The sequence below is a fragment of the Thermocrispum agreste DSM 44070 genome, from assembly GCF_000427905.1.
In the GTDB taxonomy this organism is placed as follows: Bacteria; Actinomycetota; Actinomycetes; order Mycobacteriales; family Pseudonocardiaceae; genus Thermocrispum; species Thermocrispum agreste.
Genome location: NZ_ATYX01000009.1, coordinates 221790 through 237867, shown reverse-complemented (window position 1 = coordinate 237867; position 16078 = coordinate 221790). Strand labels below are relative to the sequence as shown.

The window sequence follows — 16078 nt, the reverse complement described above, 5'->3', positions numbered from 1 at the left end:
TAGCGTAGAGGCCCGTGGGACTTCAGCCAGGCAAGGCCGCCGCAGTCAAGCACGTGTTCGTCACCGGCGGTGTCGCCTCCTCTCTCGGCAAGGGCCTGACGGCCTCCAGTCTCGGGCAACTGCTCACCGCACGCGGGTTGCGGGTGACCATGCAGAAGCTCGACCCGTACCTCAACGTCGACCCGGGCACGATGAACCCCTTCCAGCACGGCGAGGTGTTCATCACCGAGGACGGCGCGGAGACCGATCTGGACATCGGTCACTACGAGCGGTTCCTGGACCGCGATCTGACCGCCAACGCCAACGTCACCACCGGCCAGGTGTACTCGGCGGTGATCGCCAAGGAGCGGCGCGGGGAGTACCTGGGTGACACCGTGCAGGTGATCCCGCACATCACCGACGAGATCAAGTCGCGCATCCTCGGCATGGCCGACGAGGACACCCACGTGGTGATCACCGAGGTCGGCGGCACCGTCGGCGACATCGAGTCGCTGCCGTTCCTGGAGGCTTGCCGTCAGGTGCGCCACGAGATCGGCCGGGAGAACTGCTTCTTCCTGCACGTGTCGCTGGTGCCGTACCTGGCTCCGTCCGGTGAGCTCAAGACCAAGCCGACCCAGCACTCGGTGGCCGCGCTGCGCAACATCGGTATCCAGCCGGACGCGCTGGTGTGCCGGGCCGACCGGCAGATCGGCCCGGAGCTGAAGCGCAAGATCGGCTTGATGTGCGACGTGGACGCCGACGCGGTCATCGCCTGCCCGGACGCGCCGTCCATCTACGACATCCCGAAGGTGCTGCATTCCGAGGCGCTGGACGCCTACGTGGTGCGCAAGCTGGACCTGCCGTTCCGGGACGTCGACTGGACGGTGTGGGGCGACCTGCTCGACCGGGTGCACCACCCGAAGGAGACCGTCAAGATCGCCCTGGTCGGCAAGTACATCGACCTGCCGGACGCCTACCTGTCGGTGACCGAGGCGCTGCGTGCCGGCGGGTTCGCCCACCGCGCGAAGGTCGACATCCGGTGGGTGGCCTCCGACGACCTGTCCACGCCGGGCGGAGCGGCCGCAGTGCTGTCCGACGTGCACGGCATCGTCGTGCCCGGCGGGTTCGGCATCCGCGGCATCGAGGGCAAGATCGAGGCCATCCGGTTCGCCAGGGAACGCAAGATCCCGGTGCTCGGGTTGTGCCTGGGCCTGCAGTGCATGGTCATCGAGGTGGCCCGCTCGCTGGCCGGCATCCCCGACGCCGGGTCGACCGAGTTCGAGCCGGACACCAAGCACCCGGTGATCTCGACCATGGCCGAGCAGGTCGACGTCGTCTCCGGCGCCAAGGACATGGGCGGCACCATGCGGCTGGGCGCCTACCCGGCGAAGCTGGTGGACGGCACCCTGGTCGCCAAGGCCTACGGCACCACCGAGGTGTCCGAGCGGCATCGGCACCGGTACGAGGTCAACAACGCCTACCGCAAGCGGCTGACCGACGCCGGGCTGGTCATCTCCGGTACGTCGCCGGACGGCAAGCTGGTGGAGTTCGTCGAGCTGCCGCCGGACGTGCACCCGTTCTTCGTGGGCACCCAGGCGCACCCGGAGTTCAAGAGCAGGCCGACCCGGCCGCACCCGTTGTTCGACGCGTTCATCGAGGCGGCCGTGAAGTACCAGGCCGCGGAACGGCTGCCGCTGCCGTGACCGAGACCCGGCCGGCCGGACGTGGCTCCCCGCGACCCGGGGAGCACGAGTTCACCGTGGTGTCCAGCACCGACGTGCACATCGGCCGGGTGGTCGCGCTGCGCATCGACGAGGTGGCCATGCCCGGCGGCGGGACGGCCCGCCGGGAGGTGGTCGAGCATCTCGGCGCCGTGGCCATCGCCGCGGTCGACGACGAGCAGAACGTGACGCTGGTGCACCAATACCGGCATCCGATCGGGCGCCGCCTGCTCGAGCTGCCCGCCGGCCTGCTGGACGTGGCGGGGGAGGACCCGCTGCGGACCGCGCAACGCGAGCTGGAGGAGGAAGCGGGGCTGGTGGCAGGCCGGTGGGACACCCTGGTCGACGTGGCGGCCTCGGCCGGGTTCACCGACGAGGTGGTCCGGGTCTACCTGGCGCGCGACCTCACCGAGGTCGGCCGCAAGGTGCTGGAGGACGACGACGAAGAGCGCGACATCGTGCTGCATCGGATGCCGCTGCGGGAAGCCGTCCGGCGTTGCCTGTCCGGTGAGCTGATCAACGGCGCCACGGTCAGCGGTGTGCTGGCCGCCGACGCGGTGCTCAACCACGGCGTGCCTGCCCGGCCGGCGGATGCCCCGTGGCCGGACAAGCCGCAGGCGCTGGCCGCACGCAAGCGCCGCTGACCGATCGACCCGCGTTCGCCCAGGCGCCCGGGGCGTGCCTGCCCGGGATCGTCCGGCCGTCCGGCTATCGTGCAAGGCCATGAGCGGCACCCGGCCGGACCGGGTCATCCGGGCGTTCGTGGATCACCTGGTGGTGGAACGCGGGATGGCCCGCAACACGGTGGACAGCTACGCCAGGGATCTGCGCCGGTACCACGCTCATCTGCAGGCGCGCGGCCGGACCGATCTTGCCGAGGTCGACGCCGAGGACATCACCGCGTTCCTGGTCGCCTTGCGGGAAGGCACGGAAGATTTTCCCCCGCTCGCGGCTTCGTCGGCGGGGCGGGCGTTGGTGGCCGTCCGTGGCCTGCACCGGTTCGCGGTTCGGGAAGGCCTGGTGCCGCGTGACGTGGCGCGGGAGGTGAAGCCGCCCGCACCACCACGACGGCTGCCCAAGGCGTTGCCGGTGGACGACGTGCTGCGGTTGCTGGAGGTCCCGGGCGACGGCGACGCGCTGGCGCTGCGCGATCGTGCGCTGCTGGAGCTGCTGTACTCCACGGGGGCGCGGATCTCCGAGGCCGTCGGGCTCGATGTCGACGACGTCGACATCGAACAGCGGACGGTGCTGCTCGACGGCAAGGGCGGCAGACAGCGTCTGGTGCCCGTCGGCAGGCCCGCTCTGGCGGCGATCGACGCGTACCTGGTGCGGGCCCGCCCGGCGCTGATCGCCCGGACGAAACGCGCGTCGGCGACCCCGGCTCTGTTCCTCAACACCCGCGGTGGCCGCCTGTCCCGGCAGGGGGCGTGGCACGTGCTCAAGGGCGCCGCCGAACGAGCGGGCATCACCGGCGGCGTCTCCCCGCACACGCTGCGGCATTCGTTCGCCACTCATCTGCTCGAAGGAGGCGCGGACGTGCGGGTGGTCCAGGAACTGCTCGGTCACGCGTCGGTCACCACCACGCAGGTCTACACGCTAGTGACGGTCAACACGCTGCGCGAGGTGTATGCCACGGCTCACCCGCGCGCCAGGGCATAGTGCGGCATAGTTCGACAGGTGAGTGCAATCGATCCTGACCGCCCGGTCCGCTGGGGGATTCTCGGTGCAGGCCGCATGGCCGGGAAGTTCGCCACGGATCTGCGTGTGACCAAGGGCAACGAGCTGGTGGCGGTTGCCGCGCGAGACGCCGACCGGGCGCGTGACTTCGCCGCCGCATACGGCGCGAGCCGCTCATACGGTTCGTACGCCGATCTGCTGGCGGACGACGACGTCGACGTCGTCTACATCGCCACGACCCACGGCCAGCACTACGAGCAGGCGCTGCAGACCTTCGCCGCCGGCAAACCGGCGCTGGTGGAGAAGGCCTTCACGCTCAACGCCCGGCAGGCCGCCGAGGTGATCGATGCGGCCCGCAGCCGGGGCTTGTTCTGCATGGAAGCCATGTGGATGCGCACCAACGGCCTGGTCCGCACCGCGGTGCAGCTGGTGGCCGACGGCCGCATCGGCGAGTTGCGCAGCGTCACGGTGGACAACGGCCTGCTGTTCCCGTTTGACCCGGCACACCGGCTATACGACCTGCACCTCGGCGGCGGCGCCCTGCTGGACCTGGGCGTCTACGCGGTGACGTTCGCCTGGATCTTCCTCGGCGAGCCCGCCCGGGTCCGGGCGACCGGGACGTTGTCCCCGACCGGTGCGGATCAGACGATGGCGATGCAGTGGGAGTACGACGACGACCGGTTCGCCCACGTCTCCTGCACCACCGTCGCGGCGACACCGCAGCGTGGCGTGGTGGTCGGCACCAAGGGCTCGGTGACCCTCGAGCGCCCGTTCTACCGTCCCGAGCGGCTGATCCTCGAACAGGCCGAGGGCCGGACCATCACCAGCGAGGAGATCCTGCAGCCGATCGTCGGCAACGGCTACGGGCCGGAGATCGCCGAGGTCGAGCGCTGCCTGCGGCAGGGGCTGACGGAAAGCCCGCTGGTGCCGCTGGACGACACGCTGGCGATCATGCGGCTGATGGACGACGCCCGCGCGCAGGTAGGGGTCCGCTACGCCGCCGACGAATGACCCGGCCCCCCGTGAGCCGAATGCCGGCCCGTGATCCGAACGCCGCCCCGGCGACTGTCTGCTGCCGACGACAGCCGGATCGGCCGCACCTGTCCACTGCGGCTCAGCACCGCCGGAAAAATCATTGGACTCCGGCGGCGGTGATCAATAACGTCTGGGCCATGCCGTACTTGGTGATGGTGCGCCGTGTCCGGCGCTCGGCGATCGCGCCGGGCGTGGGGCTGGCATCCGCTTGTCGACGAATGGGCAGCGAAGGTCGTCGCTGACGCGAACGTGCGCCCCGGGCAGTACGTGCTGGACATCGGGGCTGGTACCGGTGCCCTGACCAGGCACCTGGTCGCTGCCGGGGCCCGCGTGCTGGCGATCGAACCCCATCCTGGGCGGGCCGACGTACTCCAGGAGCGCTTCGCCGGCCAGCCGGTGACCGTGCTGCGGATCGACGCCCGTGAGCTGGTGCTGCCGCGCCGGCCGTTCCGTGTCGTGGCGAACCCGCCGTATTCGATCACCAGCGACCTGGTGCGCAAACTGCTCAAGACTCCGTCGGGCATGGTCGCCGCGGATCTGGTGCTGCAACGCGCGGCGGCGCGCCGGTTCTCCGATCCGGCGCGTGTCCCGCCGCGTTGGCGGACGGAGATCGGCAGGACGGTGCCGCGGAAGGCGTTCCGTCCGCCGCCCCAGGTGGATTCGGCCGTGCTGGTGATACGCCGCCGCTTCCGGTGAACGGGACGGAAAGCGCGGGGATTCGGCGAGGAATCGTGGCCGACTCCGGCGAGCCGCTTTGTCGGCTGCCGTGCCGGGTGCTTAGTCTTCCGACAGCAGCCTCGCCAAGGAGTCTTCTCGCTATGTCGACATTCGAGCCACTGACGATTCCGGCGACCAAGAGTCCAGGCGCCGACGAGATCGACGACGTCGACACGAACACGAACGGAACGGAGTCACGCGTGGGCCCAACCGGGCGTCCGGTGCGGGAGATCCCGGTCCCGCCACCGGTGAAGGAACACGGGCCGGCACGCGTGCTGGCGATGTGCAACCAGAAGGGCGGCGTCGGCAAGACGACCTCGACGATCAACCTCGGCGCATCACTGGCCGAGTACGGGCGCAAGGTGCTGCTGGTCGACTTCGACCCGCAGGGTGCACTGTCGGTCGGCTTGGGTGTGCAGCCGCACGAGCTCGAGCGGACCATCTACAACGCGATCATGGAGGACTCCTGCGACGTTCGCGACGTGCTGCGGCCGACCGGCGTGGAGAACTGCGACCTGCTGCCCAGCAACATCGACCTGTCGGCGGCCGAGGTGCAGCTGGTCGCCGAGGTGGGCAGGGAGCACAGCCTGCTGCGGGTGCTCAAGCCGGTGCTCGCCGACTACGACTACATCCTCATCGACTGCCAGCCGTCGCTGGGGTTGCTGACGGTGAACGCGCTGACCGCGGCGCACGGCATCATCATCCCGCTGGAGTGCGAGTTCTTCAGCCTGCGCGGGGTCGCGCTGCTGATGGACACCATCGAGAAGGTGCGTGAGCGGCTGAACCCGCAGCTGGAGATCACCGGGATTCTGGCCACCATGTTCGACCCGCGCACGCTGCACTCCAAGGAAGTGATGGCGCGCGTGGTCGAGGCGTTCGGCGACAAGGTCTTCGACACGGTGATCAACCGCACCGTCCGCTTCCCGGAGACGACCGTGGCAGGCGAACCGATCACCAGCTGGGCGCCGAAGTCCGCGGGGGCGGAGGCGTACCGGCAGCTGGCTCGCGAGGTGATCGCGCGGTGAGTCGTCGGGCACGGCTGCCCGGAGCGTCCGAGCTCTTCTTCCGCAAAACGACCGACATCGCCGGCACCGACGGCAGCAGCGGGTCCAAGCCACGTGTGCCGCGGCGAGGGTCACCCCGGGTCAAGCACGACACCAAGATCACGGTGTACCTGTCGCAGCAGGAACTGCTCGCGCTCGAGCAGGCCCGGCTGACCTTGCGTGCCGAGCACGACCTGCGGGTCGACCGCGGACGTCTGGTGCGCGAGGCGGTCGCGGTGATGCTGGCCGACCTCGAGGTGGCCGGGCGCGACTCGGTGCTGGTGCGCAGGCTGCGCAGTGACGGCGAGGAGGAGGCCGAGGCGGCCCGCCGGGCCGAGGAAGGCGGCACCAAGGAGACGGTGGCGTGATCGTGGCCGCCGACGACACCTCCGGCCCGGCGTCGGACACCGCGGACCGGCCCGGCGACCAGCCGGAGGGGCGGCCGAGGTTCCGGGTGCGCCTCGACAACTTCGAGGGGCCGTTCGACCTGCTGCTGCAGCTGATCTCGCAGCACGAACTGGACGTCACCGAGGTCGCGCTGAGCCAGGTGACCGACGACTTCATCGCGCACATCCGCCAGCTCGGGCCGGCCTGGGACCTGGACGAGACCACCCAGTTCCTGGTCGTCGCCGCGACGCTGCTGGACCTCAAAGCCGCCCGCCTGCTGCCGTCCGGCGAGGTGGAGGACGAGGAGGACCTGGCCCTGCTGGAGGCCCGTGACCTGTTGTTCGCCCGGGTACTGCAGTATCGGGCGTACAAGCAGGTCGCCGCACTCTTCGCCGAGCTGGAGGCGGGGGCGTTGCGGCGCTATCCGCGGTCGGTGTCGCTGGAGGAGCGGTACAACGACCTGCTGCCCGAGGTGATGCTCGGGGTGGACGCCAAGGCGTTCGCGGAGATCGCCGCCGCGGTCTTCCGGCCGAAGCCGCCGCCCACGGTGTCGCTGGACCACCTGCACACCACGAGGGTGTCGGTGCGGGAGCAGGCGGCGGTGCTGCGGGTGCGGCTGGCCGAGCGGAAGGAAGCCACGTTCGCCGAACTGGTCGCCGACTGCGAGAACACCATGCTGGTGGTCGGGCGGTTTCTGGCCCTGCTGGAGCTGTACCGGGAGACGGTGGTGAAGTTCGACCAGCCCGAGCCGCTCGGTGAGTTGCGGGTGCGGTGGACCGGCGGCACGGTGGACGAGGCCAAGGCGGCGTCCGAAGCGGATCTGGCCAGTACCGAAGAGGAGGACTACGGGTGAGCGGGACCGCGGCCGGCGGGCCGTACGAGTCCGGCGCGGACTTCCGGCTGGGAAGGTCCGGGCCGGCGGCGGTGGCCGGCCAGGAGGCTCGGGAGCACTCCACGCAGCAGGCGGAGCCTGTCGCGAGCGCTGCGGGCACGGAGCCGCGGGCGGGGAGCACGCCGGAGGCGGCCGACGGCCAGGCCGAAGTTGCGGCAGCGCACGACCCCCGGGGTGAGCAGGCCGAGACGGATTCCGAGTCCGCAGGTACCGGCGGCGAACAGCCCGATCCGGTGGCGATGGCGAACAAGGACGCGCTGCCGGACCTGAGTTCCGACGAGGCGTTGATGGCCGCCCTGGAGGCCCTGCTGCTGGTGGTGGACGCACCGGTCAGCGAGCAGACGCTCGCGGCCGCGGTGGAGCAGCCGGTGGACCGGGTGACCGAAGCGCTGCGCACCATGGCCAACGACCTGCAGGACCGCCGCAGCGGCATCGATCTCCGCCGGGTCGGCGAGGGCTGGCGCATGTACACCCGGGACATCTACGCGCCGTACGTGGAGAAGCTGCTGCTGGACGGGCAGCGGTCGAAACTCACCCGGGCGGCTTTGGAGACGCTGGCCGTCATCGCCTACCGGCAGCCGGTGACCAGGGCACGGGTCGCTGCGGTGCGCGGCGTGAACGTCGACGGGGTGATCCGGACGCTGCTCGCCCGCGGCCTGATCGCGGAAGCAGGTACCGACCCGGAGACCGGTGGGACGCTGTACGAGACCACGGAGCTGTTCCTGGAACGCCTCGGGTTGAGTTCGCTCGACGACCTGCCGCCGATCGCGCCACTGCTGCCCGAGGTCGATTCCATCGACGATCTGGACCGGCTGTAACGTCGGAGACGGTCCCAGCAAGTCCTGGCTCGAGCCGTCGCCGCGCGCGGGGGTGCCGAGCCGGGGACGTCGAGTCACCGAAGCGCAGAGGTCACTGAGAGCGAGCATGTCCGACAAGCAGAACGTCGAGGGTGTCCGCTTGCAGAAGGTGCTCGCACGCGCCGGAGTCGCTTCCCGCCGGGGAGCCGAGGAACTCATCGCGCAGGGCCGGGTCAGCGTGGACGGCGAGGTCGTGCGCGAGCAAGGCCGCCGTGTAGATCCGGAACGGGCGGTGATCAAGGTCGACGGGCGGCGCATCGAAGTGCGCTCGGGCATGGTCTACCTGGCGTTGAACAAGCCGGTGGGCGTGCACACCACCATGCGGGACCAGCGCGGCAGGAAGTGCGTCGGTGACTTCGTGCGGGACCGGCCCGAGCGGCTGTTCCATGTCGGCAGGCTGGACGCCGACACCGAGGGCCTGCTGCTGCTGACCAACGACGGCGAGCTGGCGCACCGGCTGATGCACCCGTCGTTCCACGTGCTCAAGACCTACCTGGCGGAGGTCGACGGCGCGGTGCCGCGCAGCCTCGGCAAGAGGTTGCGCGCCGGGATCGAGCTGGACGACGGCCCGGTCGCCGTCGACGGCTACAAGGAGATCCAGAAGCTGCCCGGGCGGACCCTCGTGGAGGTCGTGCTGCACGAGGGCCGCAACCGGATCGTCCGCCGGATGTTCGCCGCGGTCGGGCACCCGGTGCGCAGGCTGGTGCGCACCGCCATCGCCGACATCCGGCTCGGTGACCTCAAGCCGGGCACGATGCGCGAGCTGACTCCGCAGGAGATCTCCTCCCTGCACACCGTGCTGGAGCAGTGACGGCCCGCCCGCCGAACGGCGCGTCGGACTGCGTGCGTAACCGGGCGACTGCGTCCGGAACCGGGCGGTGCGGCAGGCGGTGCGCTATGCCGCCGACGGGGCGGTCTTCACCCGCGTTACCCGGTCCGCCACCGGCTCGGCGACCCGCGCCATGATCGGTCCCAGGATCGCCATCAACAGCACGTAGGTCGTGGCCAGCGCGGCCAGCTGCGGAGGCGCCGCGCCGGAGGAGACCGCCAGGCCCCCGATGACGATGGAGAACTCACCACGAGCGACGAGTGCGGCCCCGGCACGGATCCGGCCTTTGCGTCCGATGCCGCTCCTGGCGCCGGCGAACCACCCGGTCGCCACCTTGGTGCCCGTGGTCACCACCGCCAGGATGAGCCCGTAGACCAGCACCGGCGGGATGTCGGCCGGGTCGGTGTTCAGCCCGAACGCGACGAAGAAGAGCGCCGCGAACAGGTCGCGCAGCGGCTCGAGGATGCGCGTGGCGCTGTGCGCGGCCGGGCCTGCGACCGCGATGCCCAACAGGAAGGCGCCGACCGCGGCGGACACCTGCAGCGCGGCCGCGATACCGGCGACCAGCAGCGCCGACCCCAGCAGCTTGAGCAGGAAGATCTCGCGGTCCTCGGAGTAGAGCACGGCCGAGACGACGCGGCCGAACTTCACCGCCACCAGCAGCACCGCGGAGACCACCAGCAGCGAAATGCCGACGGTGGTCAGCCCGGCGATCAGGCTGACGCCGCCGAGCACGGCGGTGAGGATCGGCAGGTACAGGGCCATGACCAGGTCCTCGAGCACCAGGATGGCCAGCACCACCGGTGTTTCCCGGTTACCCATGCGGCCCAGGTCGCTGAGGATCTTGGCGATGATGCCCGACGAGGAGATGTAGGTGACGCCCGCCATGACCAGCGCGCCGACCGGGCCCCAGCCCAGCATGAGCGCGACCAGGGCGCCGGGCAATGCGTTGAGCACCAGATCGATCGAGCCTGCCACCCACGACCGCTTCAGGCCGGTGACCAGTTCGGCCGCGGTGTACTCCAGGCCGAGCATGAGCAGCAGCAGGACGACGCCGATCTCCGCCGCGAGTTCGGCGAACGAATCGATGTGCAGTTCGACGACGCCGCCGTGCCCGAAGAACAGGCCACCGACCAGGTAGAGCGGGATGGGCGACATCCCGATGCGCTGCGCCAGCCTCCCCAGCAATCCCAATCCGAAGAAGACGGCACCGAGCTGGATCAACTCAAGTGCGGTGCTCGCCACGGATCAGCCCTTCTGCAACAGCTTCGCAGCGGCGGCCAGGCCCTCGGCGGTGCCCACGCAGACCAGCAGGTCACCTGCGGTGAAGGTGAGCTCGGGACCGGGTGACGGCAGGACCTGCCCGGCGCGCATGACGGCGACGATCGACACTTTGGTTCGCGTTCGCATTTCGGTGTCCCCCAGTGTGCGTCCGTCGAAGGGTGAACCCTCCGGAATCGGCAGCTGCTTGGTCATGATGCCGGGAACGTCGCGATGCTCCTCGGTGAGCTGTGCCACCAGCTGCGGGGCGCCGAGCAGGTTGCCGAGCGTCGCCGCCTCGTCGGTGGTCAGCGGCACCGAGGCGATGCACGCATCCGGGTCGTCGGTGCGGGACACGATCAACTCGACGTCGCCGTCCCGATGGTTGATCACGCCGATGCGTTTGCCTGCCCGGATCGCGAAGTCCTTGCGCACACCGATGCCGGGAAGCGGGGTTACTTCTACGTTCACGCGCCTAACGTATCCCAGCCGCGTGACAAGCTCAGCAGCAGGCAGAATGAGCGACCGGGTGTTCAGCCGAGGAGTGAGGGAGTGGCCGTGACTGCAGTGCTGCGCGGCGTGGTCGCGTTGGACGGCCCGTCCGGCACCGGGAAGACCACGGTGGCCAGGCGGCTGGCGCAGCGACTCGGCGCCGGATACCTGGACACCGGTGCGATGTACCGGGCCGTCACGCTCGCCGTGCTGCGCTCCGGGACGGACGTGGGCGACGCGGATGCGGTGGCCAAGGTGGCCGAGCAGGCCGAGGTCGTCGTCGGCACCGATCCGGGCGCGCCGTTCGTCAAGCTGGGGGAGGAGGACGTCAGCGCGGAGATCCGTGGCGAGCAGGTCACGTCCGCGGTGTCCGCGGTCGCCGCGGTGCCGGCCGTGCGGGAGCACTTGGTCGCCATGCAGCGTGCGCTGGTCGCCGAGGGGCTGAAGGCGGCGGGCGGCATGGTGGTGGAAGGCCGGGACATCGGCACCGTCGTGGCGCCGGACGCCGGGCTGAAGGTGTTCCTGACGGCTGACCCGCAGGTGCGTGCCGCGCGGCGGGCCGCCCAGGACAGCGCCGCGGGCCGCCGGGTGGAGCAGGAGTCCGTGCTGGCCGCGGTCGAACGCCGAGACCGGCTGGACGCCACCCGGGCGACCAACCCGATGCGCCCGGCCGACGATGCGGTGCACCTGGACACCAGCGAGCTCGACATCGAGCAAGTGGTCACCGCGCTGCTGGAACTGGTGGCGCAGCGCGACCTGCTGCACACCGGGGCGCCACGGTGAGCGACACCGGATTACCGGCCGGGGCCAGCCCGCTGCTGCACGACGTGGCCAGGGTGATCGCCCGGCATCTGTACCGTCCGGCGTATCGCATCCGGGTGCACCACGCGGACCGGGTGCCGCCGAGCGGGCCGGTGCTGCTGGTGGCCAACCACATGTCGCTGATCGAGCCGCAGCTCATTTTCGGGTTCGTGCCGCGGCGCCCGGTGTTCCTGGTCAAGCAGGAACTGTTCGACACCCTGGGCGGGGTCACCGGCGTGCTGCTGCGCAAGCTCGGCCAGCTTCCGGTGCGCCGGGGCGAGCCGGATCGCACGCCGCTGCTGGACGCCGTCCGGCTGCTCCGCTCCGGCGGCTTGGTCGCGGTGTTTCCCGAGGGTACGCGCGGTTCCGGTAATGTCGAGAAGGCTGAACACGGTGCGGCCTGGCTGGTGCGCGCCTCGGGGGCACGCGTGGTGCCGGTGGCCGCCCGCGGGACGGCGCGGCCGCCGGGAGGGCGGCGACGCTTCCGGCCGACCGTGGACCTGCTGTTCGGTGAACCGTTCACGCTCGACGTCCCGCGCGGGCGGGACGGATTGCGGAGCGGAACCGAGACCGTGCGAACCCGGCTCGCGGCGACCGTGGCCGAGCTGGACGAATGGCGTGCCGGGGCAGGCGGTGCCGCCCCGGGCAGGAGTGAGGCGCGATGAGCGAGGAGACCGAGACCTACGCCGTCGGCGAGCTGCCGGACGTGCTCGGTGACGACGGCGGTACCTGGGAGTCGGAATCGGACTTCGCCGAGGCCGACGCCGCGGGCGAGGCCTCGGACGGGGCAGACCAGCAGGTCGTGCAGGCCCAGCCGGTGGTCGCCGTGGTGGGCAGGCCGAACGTGGGCAAGTCGACGCTGGTGAATCGCATCCTCGGCAGGCGGGAAGCGGTCGTGCAGGACACCCCGGGGGTCACCAGGGACAGGGTCGCCTACGACGCGTCGTGGGCGGGACGCCGGTTCACCCTGGTGGACACCGGTGGCTGGGAGCCGAAGGCCAAGGGGCTGCAAGCGGCGGTGACCGCGCAGGCCGAGCTGGCGATGACGACGGCCGACGTGGTCGTGCTGGTGGTCGACGCCACGGTGGGGGCCACGGCGACCGACGAAGCGGTGGCGAAGACGCTGCGACGGTCGAAACGTCCGGTGGTGCTGGCGGCGAACAAGGTGGACGACGAGCGCCTGCTGCCGGAGGTGGCGGCGCTGTGGAATCTGGGGCTGGGCGAGCCGTATCCGGTCAGCGCGCTGCACGGCCGCAACTCCGGTGATCTGCTGGACGCGGTGGTGGCGGCACTGCCCGATGCGCCGCCCGAGCGTGTGATCACCGGCGGTCCGCGCCGGGTCGCTCTGGTCGGCAAACCGAACGTGGGGAAGTCGAGCCTGCTCAACAAGCTGACCGGGGAAGACCGCAGCGTGGTGCACGAGGTCGCGGGTACCACGGTCGACCCGGTGGATTCGCTCGTCGAACTGGACGGCGAGAAGTGGCGGTTCGTGGACACCGCGGGCCTGCGCAAGCGGGTGAAGACGGCCCGGGGGACCGAGTACTACGCGTCGCTGCGCACCAAGGCCGCGATCGACGCGGCGGAAGTGGCCGTGGTGCTGCTGGACGCGAGCGAGCCGATCGCCGAGCAGGACCTGCGGGTGCTCACCATGGTGGTCGAATCAGGGCGTGCCTGCGTGCTGGCGCTGAACAAGTGGGACCTGGTCGACGAGGAACGGCGGTACCAGCTGGAGAAGGAGCTGGATCGTGGCCTGGTCCGGATCCCGTGGGCGGAGCGGGTGAACATCTCGGCGTTGACCGGGCGCGCGGTGCACAAGCTCGCCCCGGCCATGCGCAGGGCGCTGGCGTCGTGGGATCAGCGGATACCGACCGGGCAGCTGAACGCGTGGCTGTCCGACATCGTCGCCGCCACGCCGCCACCGGTCCGGGGCGGCAAACAGACCAAGATCCTCTTCGCCACTCAGGCGGCCACGCGCCCGCCCACGGTCGTGCTGTTCACCACCGGGTTTCTGGAAGCGGGCTACCGGCGTTTCCTGGAACGGAAGCTGCGTGAGCAGTTCGGGTTCACCGGCAGCCCGATCCGCTTCAACATCCGGGTGCGTGAGAAGAAGGCGCGCAAGTCAGCCAAGCGGCGGTGAGAACTTGCCGGCTTCGTCGGGGCATCGCCGGCTGGCCAGACGCCCCGACGAAGCGGCACGTCTCGCCGAGCGGGGTAAGTCAGGCGACGGACTCGAGGTTGAGCGCTGCCTTGCCCGCTTCGGTCAGTACGGCGGGTACGCGCTCGCCGGCGCGTCCCTTCCGCACCGCGGCGATCAAGCCGCGACGGACCAGTTCACGGGCGGTGGCCTGGTCGCAGAACGCCAGGCCGTCGATGAAGAGGTCCGGTACGCGGCTGCAGGTGAGTTCGGCCGTGTTTTGGGCCACCGCGCGCAGGGTGGCCCGCTCTCGATGGTTCAACTCGACGACCGGCCCAGACACGGTCGCGCTCCCTTCCTGCTTCCCGGCCTGTCGCCGGGACGTTGGTCACTATTAAACCTCGTGATAGCTAAATCACACTGGCGCAATGTGGCCGACGACACAAAGAGGTCACGCCGCGCGGCCCGAATGCGGTATAGGGCCGAGCGCCGCCCGGCCCGCGGGGGTGATCTCGGCGGGGACGCGTTCGCCCGCGGCGCCCGGCCTGCCCGGGGCGATCAGCCCGCGGTGGGCCAGCCGGCGCACGGTGATCTGGTCGCAGCAGGCGAGCCCGTCGATGAACAGGTCCGGCTCCGCGCTCAGGGTGATCTCGGCACCGCCACGGGCCACCGCCCGCAGTGTCGCCCGTTCCCGGTGATTCAGTTGTTCGCCCGGTTCCGCACCGCCCCCGGTCATCGCCGCACCTCCACGATCCCCATTGGTCAGCGCCCGCGTGACTTGCCTGTGTGACTTGCCTGTGTGACGTTGTGTCGCTCGGCACAGTTCCGTCGTTAGCCGAGTGGGTGACCGTGGCGGGTTTCGAAGGCGAGCCGAGACGTGCCGGTGATCGTCGCGCAACGTGCCGCGCTGTCCGGCGCTCGCCGCACGATGCCGGGGCCGCCACTCCGGCCGTTGTGGGTCCGCGCTAGGCTGTGCAGTGGACGGGCTGTGGCGCAGCTTGGTTAGCGCACTTGACTGGGGGTCAAGGGGTCGCAGGTTCAAATCCTGTCAGCCCGACCGCGGAGATGCCCGAGGCATCAGGCCCCGAACCTACCGCCGTAGGTTCGGGGTTTTTGCGTTCCTGTTCGGCCGCAACCGGGTTCGGCGGTGGCTAGGTCTCCGGTGCGGTAATGCCTGCGACGGCGAACCATCGGTTCATGTCCGTCAAATGGTTCATCGACGTCCGGCGGTTTCGTTGCGCCGGTGCGGCTTCGGCCAGCCAGGGTGCGTTCATCTCAGTATGTCACTTGCTTTCCGTCAGCATGCTGTCTGCGCAGGTCAAGTAGGGCACTCGGGTCCAACGGTCGAGTGCTGCCAGGAAGTTCGAGCGCATCGCGACAATTCTGCTCGCGGGATTTCGCAATGGTTGTCCGCGACCTGAGGTCGGGCATTCGAAACTGCCCAGCAGGGGCTGGAATGACGCCGGTAGTATGGCGCTGTGACGGATTTCTGGCTGCAGCGCACGACCACGCGTGCACCGAAATCGTCCAGGCGGAGGCCAGCCGGACACCGCGCAGGCATGTCGATGAGCCGAAAGGATCGCCGCGACGATGCCCACGATGCATGACGTCGCGAAAGCGGCGGGGGTGTCGCAGGCCGCGGTGTCGTACGCGTACAACCGGCCGCACAAACTCTCGGAGGCCCGACGCGCGCACATCCTCGCAGTGGCCGAGAAGCTCGGCTACGCGGGGCCGAACCCGGCGGGACGGAGTTTGCGTACCGGGCAGGTCGGCGCGCTCGGCCTGATGATCACCGATTCGCTGCCGTACGCGTTCGACGATCCGGCGACGACCGAGCTGCTCAAAGGTATCTCCGAAGTGGGGGAGCTGGCGGAAGTCGCGTTGACGTTGCGATGCGCGACTACGGGGCCCTCTTTCTCGGTGACCGCACCTGTGTGCCGTACGGCGACAAGGTGATCGGCACCAACCACGTCCTGCCGACCCGGGGCGCTGCCCGCTACACCGGCGGCCTGTGGGTGGGGAAGTTCCTGAAGACTGTGACGTATCAAGAAGTGCGGGACAAGATGAGTTCGGCCCAGCTTGGCGAGATCTGCGGTCGGCTGTCCAGGGTGGAGCGGTTCGAAGGGCATGCCCGCTCCGGTGACTTGCGCGCCGCCAGATTCGGTGGCGGCCAGATCGACTGGGCCCGCCTGGACGAGCTGACGAAACGGTGAGTGACAACGACCTTCGGTTCGCTTGCCAGCACCTGGCGGGC

The 16078-nt window shown here is 70.1% G+C and carries 19 protein-coding genes and 1 tRNA gene; 16 read left to right on the top strand and 4 right to left on the bottom strand.

Going from position 1 to position 16078, the window contains the following annotated elements; translation table 11 throughout:
• Positions 1-14: 14 nt before the first annotated feature.
• From YWY_RS0108535 to YWY_RS0108490, 10 genes are all read left to right on the top strand, one after another.
• Complete coding sequence (locus tag YWY_RS0108535; protein WP_028847274.1) at positions 15-1682, top strand: CTP synthase; 1668 nt, start codon at positions 15-17, stop codon at positions 1680-1682.
• Complete coding sequence (locus tag YWY_RS0108530; RefSeq protein ID WP_051310066.1) at positions 1679-2344, top strand: NUDIX domain-containing protein; 666 nt, start codon at positions 1679-1681, stop codon at positions 2342-2344. The genes YWY_RS0108535 and YWY_RS0108530 overlap by 4 nt, the downstream gene beginning before the upstream one ends.
• 79 nt (positions 2345-2423) lie before the next feature.
• Positions 2424-3359, top strand: a complete 936-nt coding sequence (xerD, locus tag YWY_RS0108525) for a site-specific tyrosine recombinase XerD (RefSeq protein ID WP_028847272.1) — start codon at positions 2424-2426, stop codon at positions 3357-3359.
• A gap of 18 nt (positions 3360-3377) precedes the next feature.
• Positions 3378-4388 (top strand): Gfo/Idh/MocA family protein, encoded by a 1011-nt coding sequence (locus YWY_RS0108520; RefSeq protein WP_211227504.1) that lies wholly within the window; start codon positions 3378-3380, stop codon positions 4386-4388.
• Positions 4389-4574: 186 nt separating this feature from the next.
• A complete protein-coding gene (locus YWY_RS0108515; protein ID WP_028847270.1) occupies positions 4575-5108 on the top strand; it encodes an rRNA adenine N-6-methyltransferase family protein in 534 nt (177 codons plus the stop codon).
• A gap of 122 nt (positions 5109-5230) precedes the next feature.
• The gene (locus tag YWY_RS0108510) at positions 5231-6154 is read left to right on the top strand and encodes a ParA family protein (protein ID WP_028847269.1); all 924 of its coding nucleotides are present in this window, start codon (positions 5231-5233) and stop codon (positions 6152-6154) included.
• Positions 6151-6540, top strand: coding sequence for a hypothetical protein (locus YWY_RS0108505; protein WP_028847268.1), 390 nt, complete (start codon positions 6151-6153; stop codon positions 6538-6540). Before YWY_RS0108510 ends, YWY_RS0108505 begins: the two co-directional genes overlap by 4 nt.
• Positions 6541-6626: 86 nt before the next feature.
• Positions 6627-7412 carry a segregation and condensation protein A gene (locus YWY_RS0108500; RefSeq protein ID WP_245566609.1) on the top strand — a complete coding sequence of 262 codons (786 nt, stop codon included), beginning with the start codon at positions 6627-6629 and terminating at the stop codon, positions 7410-7412.
• 71 nt (positions 7413-7483) lie between these two features.
• Complete coding sequence (gene scpB / locus YWY_RS20975) at positions 7484-8269, top strand: SMC-Scp complex subunit ScpB (RefSeq protein WP_084609125.1); 786 nt, start codon at positions 7484-7486, stop codon at positions 8267-8269.
• Between the two features lie 106 nt (positions 8270-8375).
• On the top strand, positions 8376-9119 hold the full coding sequence (locus YWY_RS0108490; protein ID WP_028847266.1) for a pseudouridine synthase: 744 nt from the start codon (positions 8376-8378) through the stop codon (positions 9117-9119).
• Between the two features lie 84 nt (positions 9120-9203).
• On the opposite strand, the gene YWY_RS0108485 is transcribed toward YWY_RS0108490, so the two are convergent.
• A complete protein-coding gene (locus YWY_RS0108485) occupies positions 9204-10382 on the bottom strand; it encodes a cation:proton antiporter (protein ID WP_028847265.1) in 1179 nt (392 codons plus the stop codon).
• A 3-nt stretch (positions 10383-10385) separates the two neighbouring features.
• On the bottom strand, positions 10386-10868 hold the full coding sequence (locus YWY_RS0108480; protein ID WP_028847264.1) for a cation:proton antiporter regulatory subunit: 483 nt from the start codon (positions 10866-10868) through the stop codon (positions 10386-10388).
• Between the two features lie 108 nt (positions 10869-10976).
• Between YWY_RS0108480 and cmk the strand changes: the two genes are divergently transcribed.
• From cmk to der, 3 genes are read left to right on the top strand one after another with little or no spacing between them, the layout of a single operon-like run.
• Positions 10977-11672 carry a (d)CMP kinase gene (gene cmk, locus YWY_RS0108475; protein WP_028847263.1) on the top strand — a complete coding sequence of 232 codons (696 nt, stop codon included), beginning with the start codon at positions 10977-10979 and terminating at the stop codon, positions 11670-11672.
• Complete coding sequence (locus tag YWY_RS0108470; RefSeq protein ID WP_028847262.1) at positions 11669-12355, top strand: lysophospholipid acyltransferase family protein; 687 nt, start codon at positions 11669-11671, stop codon at positions 12353-12355. Before cmk ends, YWY_RS0108470 begins: the two co-directional genes overlap by 4 nt.
• On the top strand, positions 12352-13827 hold the full coding sequence (der, locus tag YWY_RS0108465; RefSeq protein ID WP_051310064.1) for a ribosome biogenesis GTPase Der: 1476 nt from the start codon (positions 12352-12354) through the stop codon (positions 13825-13827). Before YWY_RS0108470 ends, der begins: the two co-directional genes overlap by 4 nt.
• A 79-nt stretch (positions 13828-13906) precedes the next feature.
• Here der and YWY_RS0108460 read toward each other — a convergent pair whose 3' ends face one another.
• Both YWY_RS0108460 and YWY_RS0108455 read right to left on the bottom strand, forming a co-directional pair.
• Positions 13907-14167: a hypothetical protein gene (locus tag YWY_RS0108460; protein ID WP_028847260.1), complete on the bottom strand. Its 261-nt coding sequence runs from the start codon at positions 14165-14167 to the stop codon at positions 13907-13909.
• 108 nt (positions 14168-14275) lie between these two features.
• A complete protein-coding gene (locus YWY_RS0108455) occupies positions 14276-14560 on the bottom strand; it encodes a hypothetical protein (protein WP_028847259.1) in 285 nt (94 codons plus the stop codon).
• Between the two features lie 246 nt (positions 14561-14806).
• Between YWY_RS0108455 and YWY_RS0108450 the strand changes: the two genes are divergently transcribed.
• From YWY_RS0108450 to YWY_RS0108440, 3 genes are all read left to right on the top strand, one after another.
• Positions 14807-14881, top strand: a tRNA-Pro gene (locus YWY_RS0108450).
• Positions 14882-15423: 542 nt separating this feature from the next.
• Positions 15424-15780, top strand: a complete 357-nt coding sequence (locus tag YWY_RS0108445) for a LacI family DNA-binding transcriptional regulator (RefSeq protein ID WP_211227503.1) — start codon at positions 15424-15426, stop codon at positions 15778-15780.
• Positions 15777-16037, top strand: coding sequence for a histidinol dehydrogenase (locus YWY_RS0108440; protein WP_245566602.1), 261 nt, complete (start codon positions 15777-15779; stop codon positions 16035-16037). The genes YWY_RS0108445 and YWY_RS0108440 overlap by 4 nt, the downstream gene beginning before the upstream one ends.
• Positions 16038-16078 lie beyond the last annotated feature (41 nt).

What these genes read in the sequence shown, in the direction of transcription:
- YWY_RS0108445 (WP_211227503.1), top strand. Translation starts at nt 15,424, where the DNA reads ATGCATGACGTCGCGAAAGCGGCGGGGGTGTCGCAGGCCGCGGTGTCG.
- der (WP_051310064.1), top strand. Translation starts at nt 12,352, where the DNA reads ATGAGCGAGGAGACCGAGACCTACGCCGTCGGCGAGCTGCCGGACGTG.
- YWY_RS0108510 (WP_028847269.1), top strand. Translation starts at nt 5,231, where the DNA reads ATGTCGACATTCGAGCCACTGACGATTCCGGCGACCAAGAGTCCAGGC.
- YWY_RS0108490 (WP_028847266.1), top strand. Translation starts at nt 8,376, where the DNA reads ATGTCCGACAAGCAGAACGTCGAGGGTGTCCGCTTGCAGAAGGTGCTC.
- YWY_RS0108455 (WP_028847259.1), bottom strand. Translation starts at nt 14,560, where the DNA reads ATGACCGGGGGCGGTGCGGAACCGGGCGAACAACTGAATCACCGGGAA.
- xerD (WP_028847272.1), top strand. Translation starts at nt 2,424, where the DNA reads ATGAGCGGCACCCGGCCGGACCGGGTCATCCGGGCGTTCGTGGATCAC.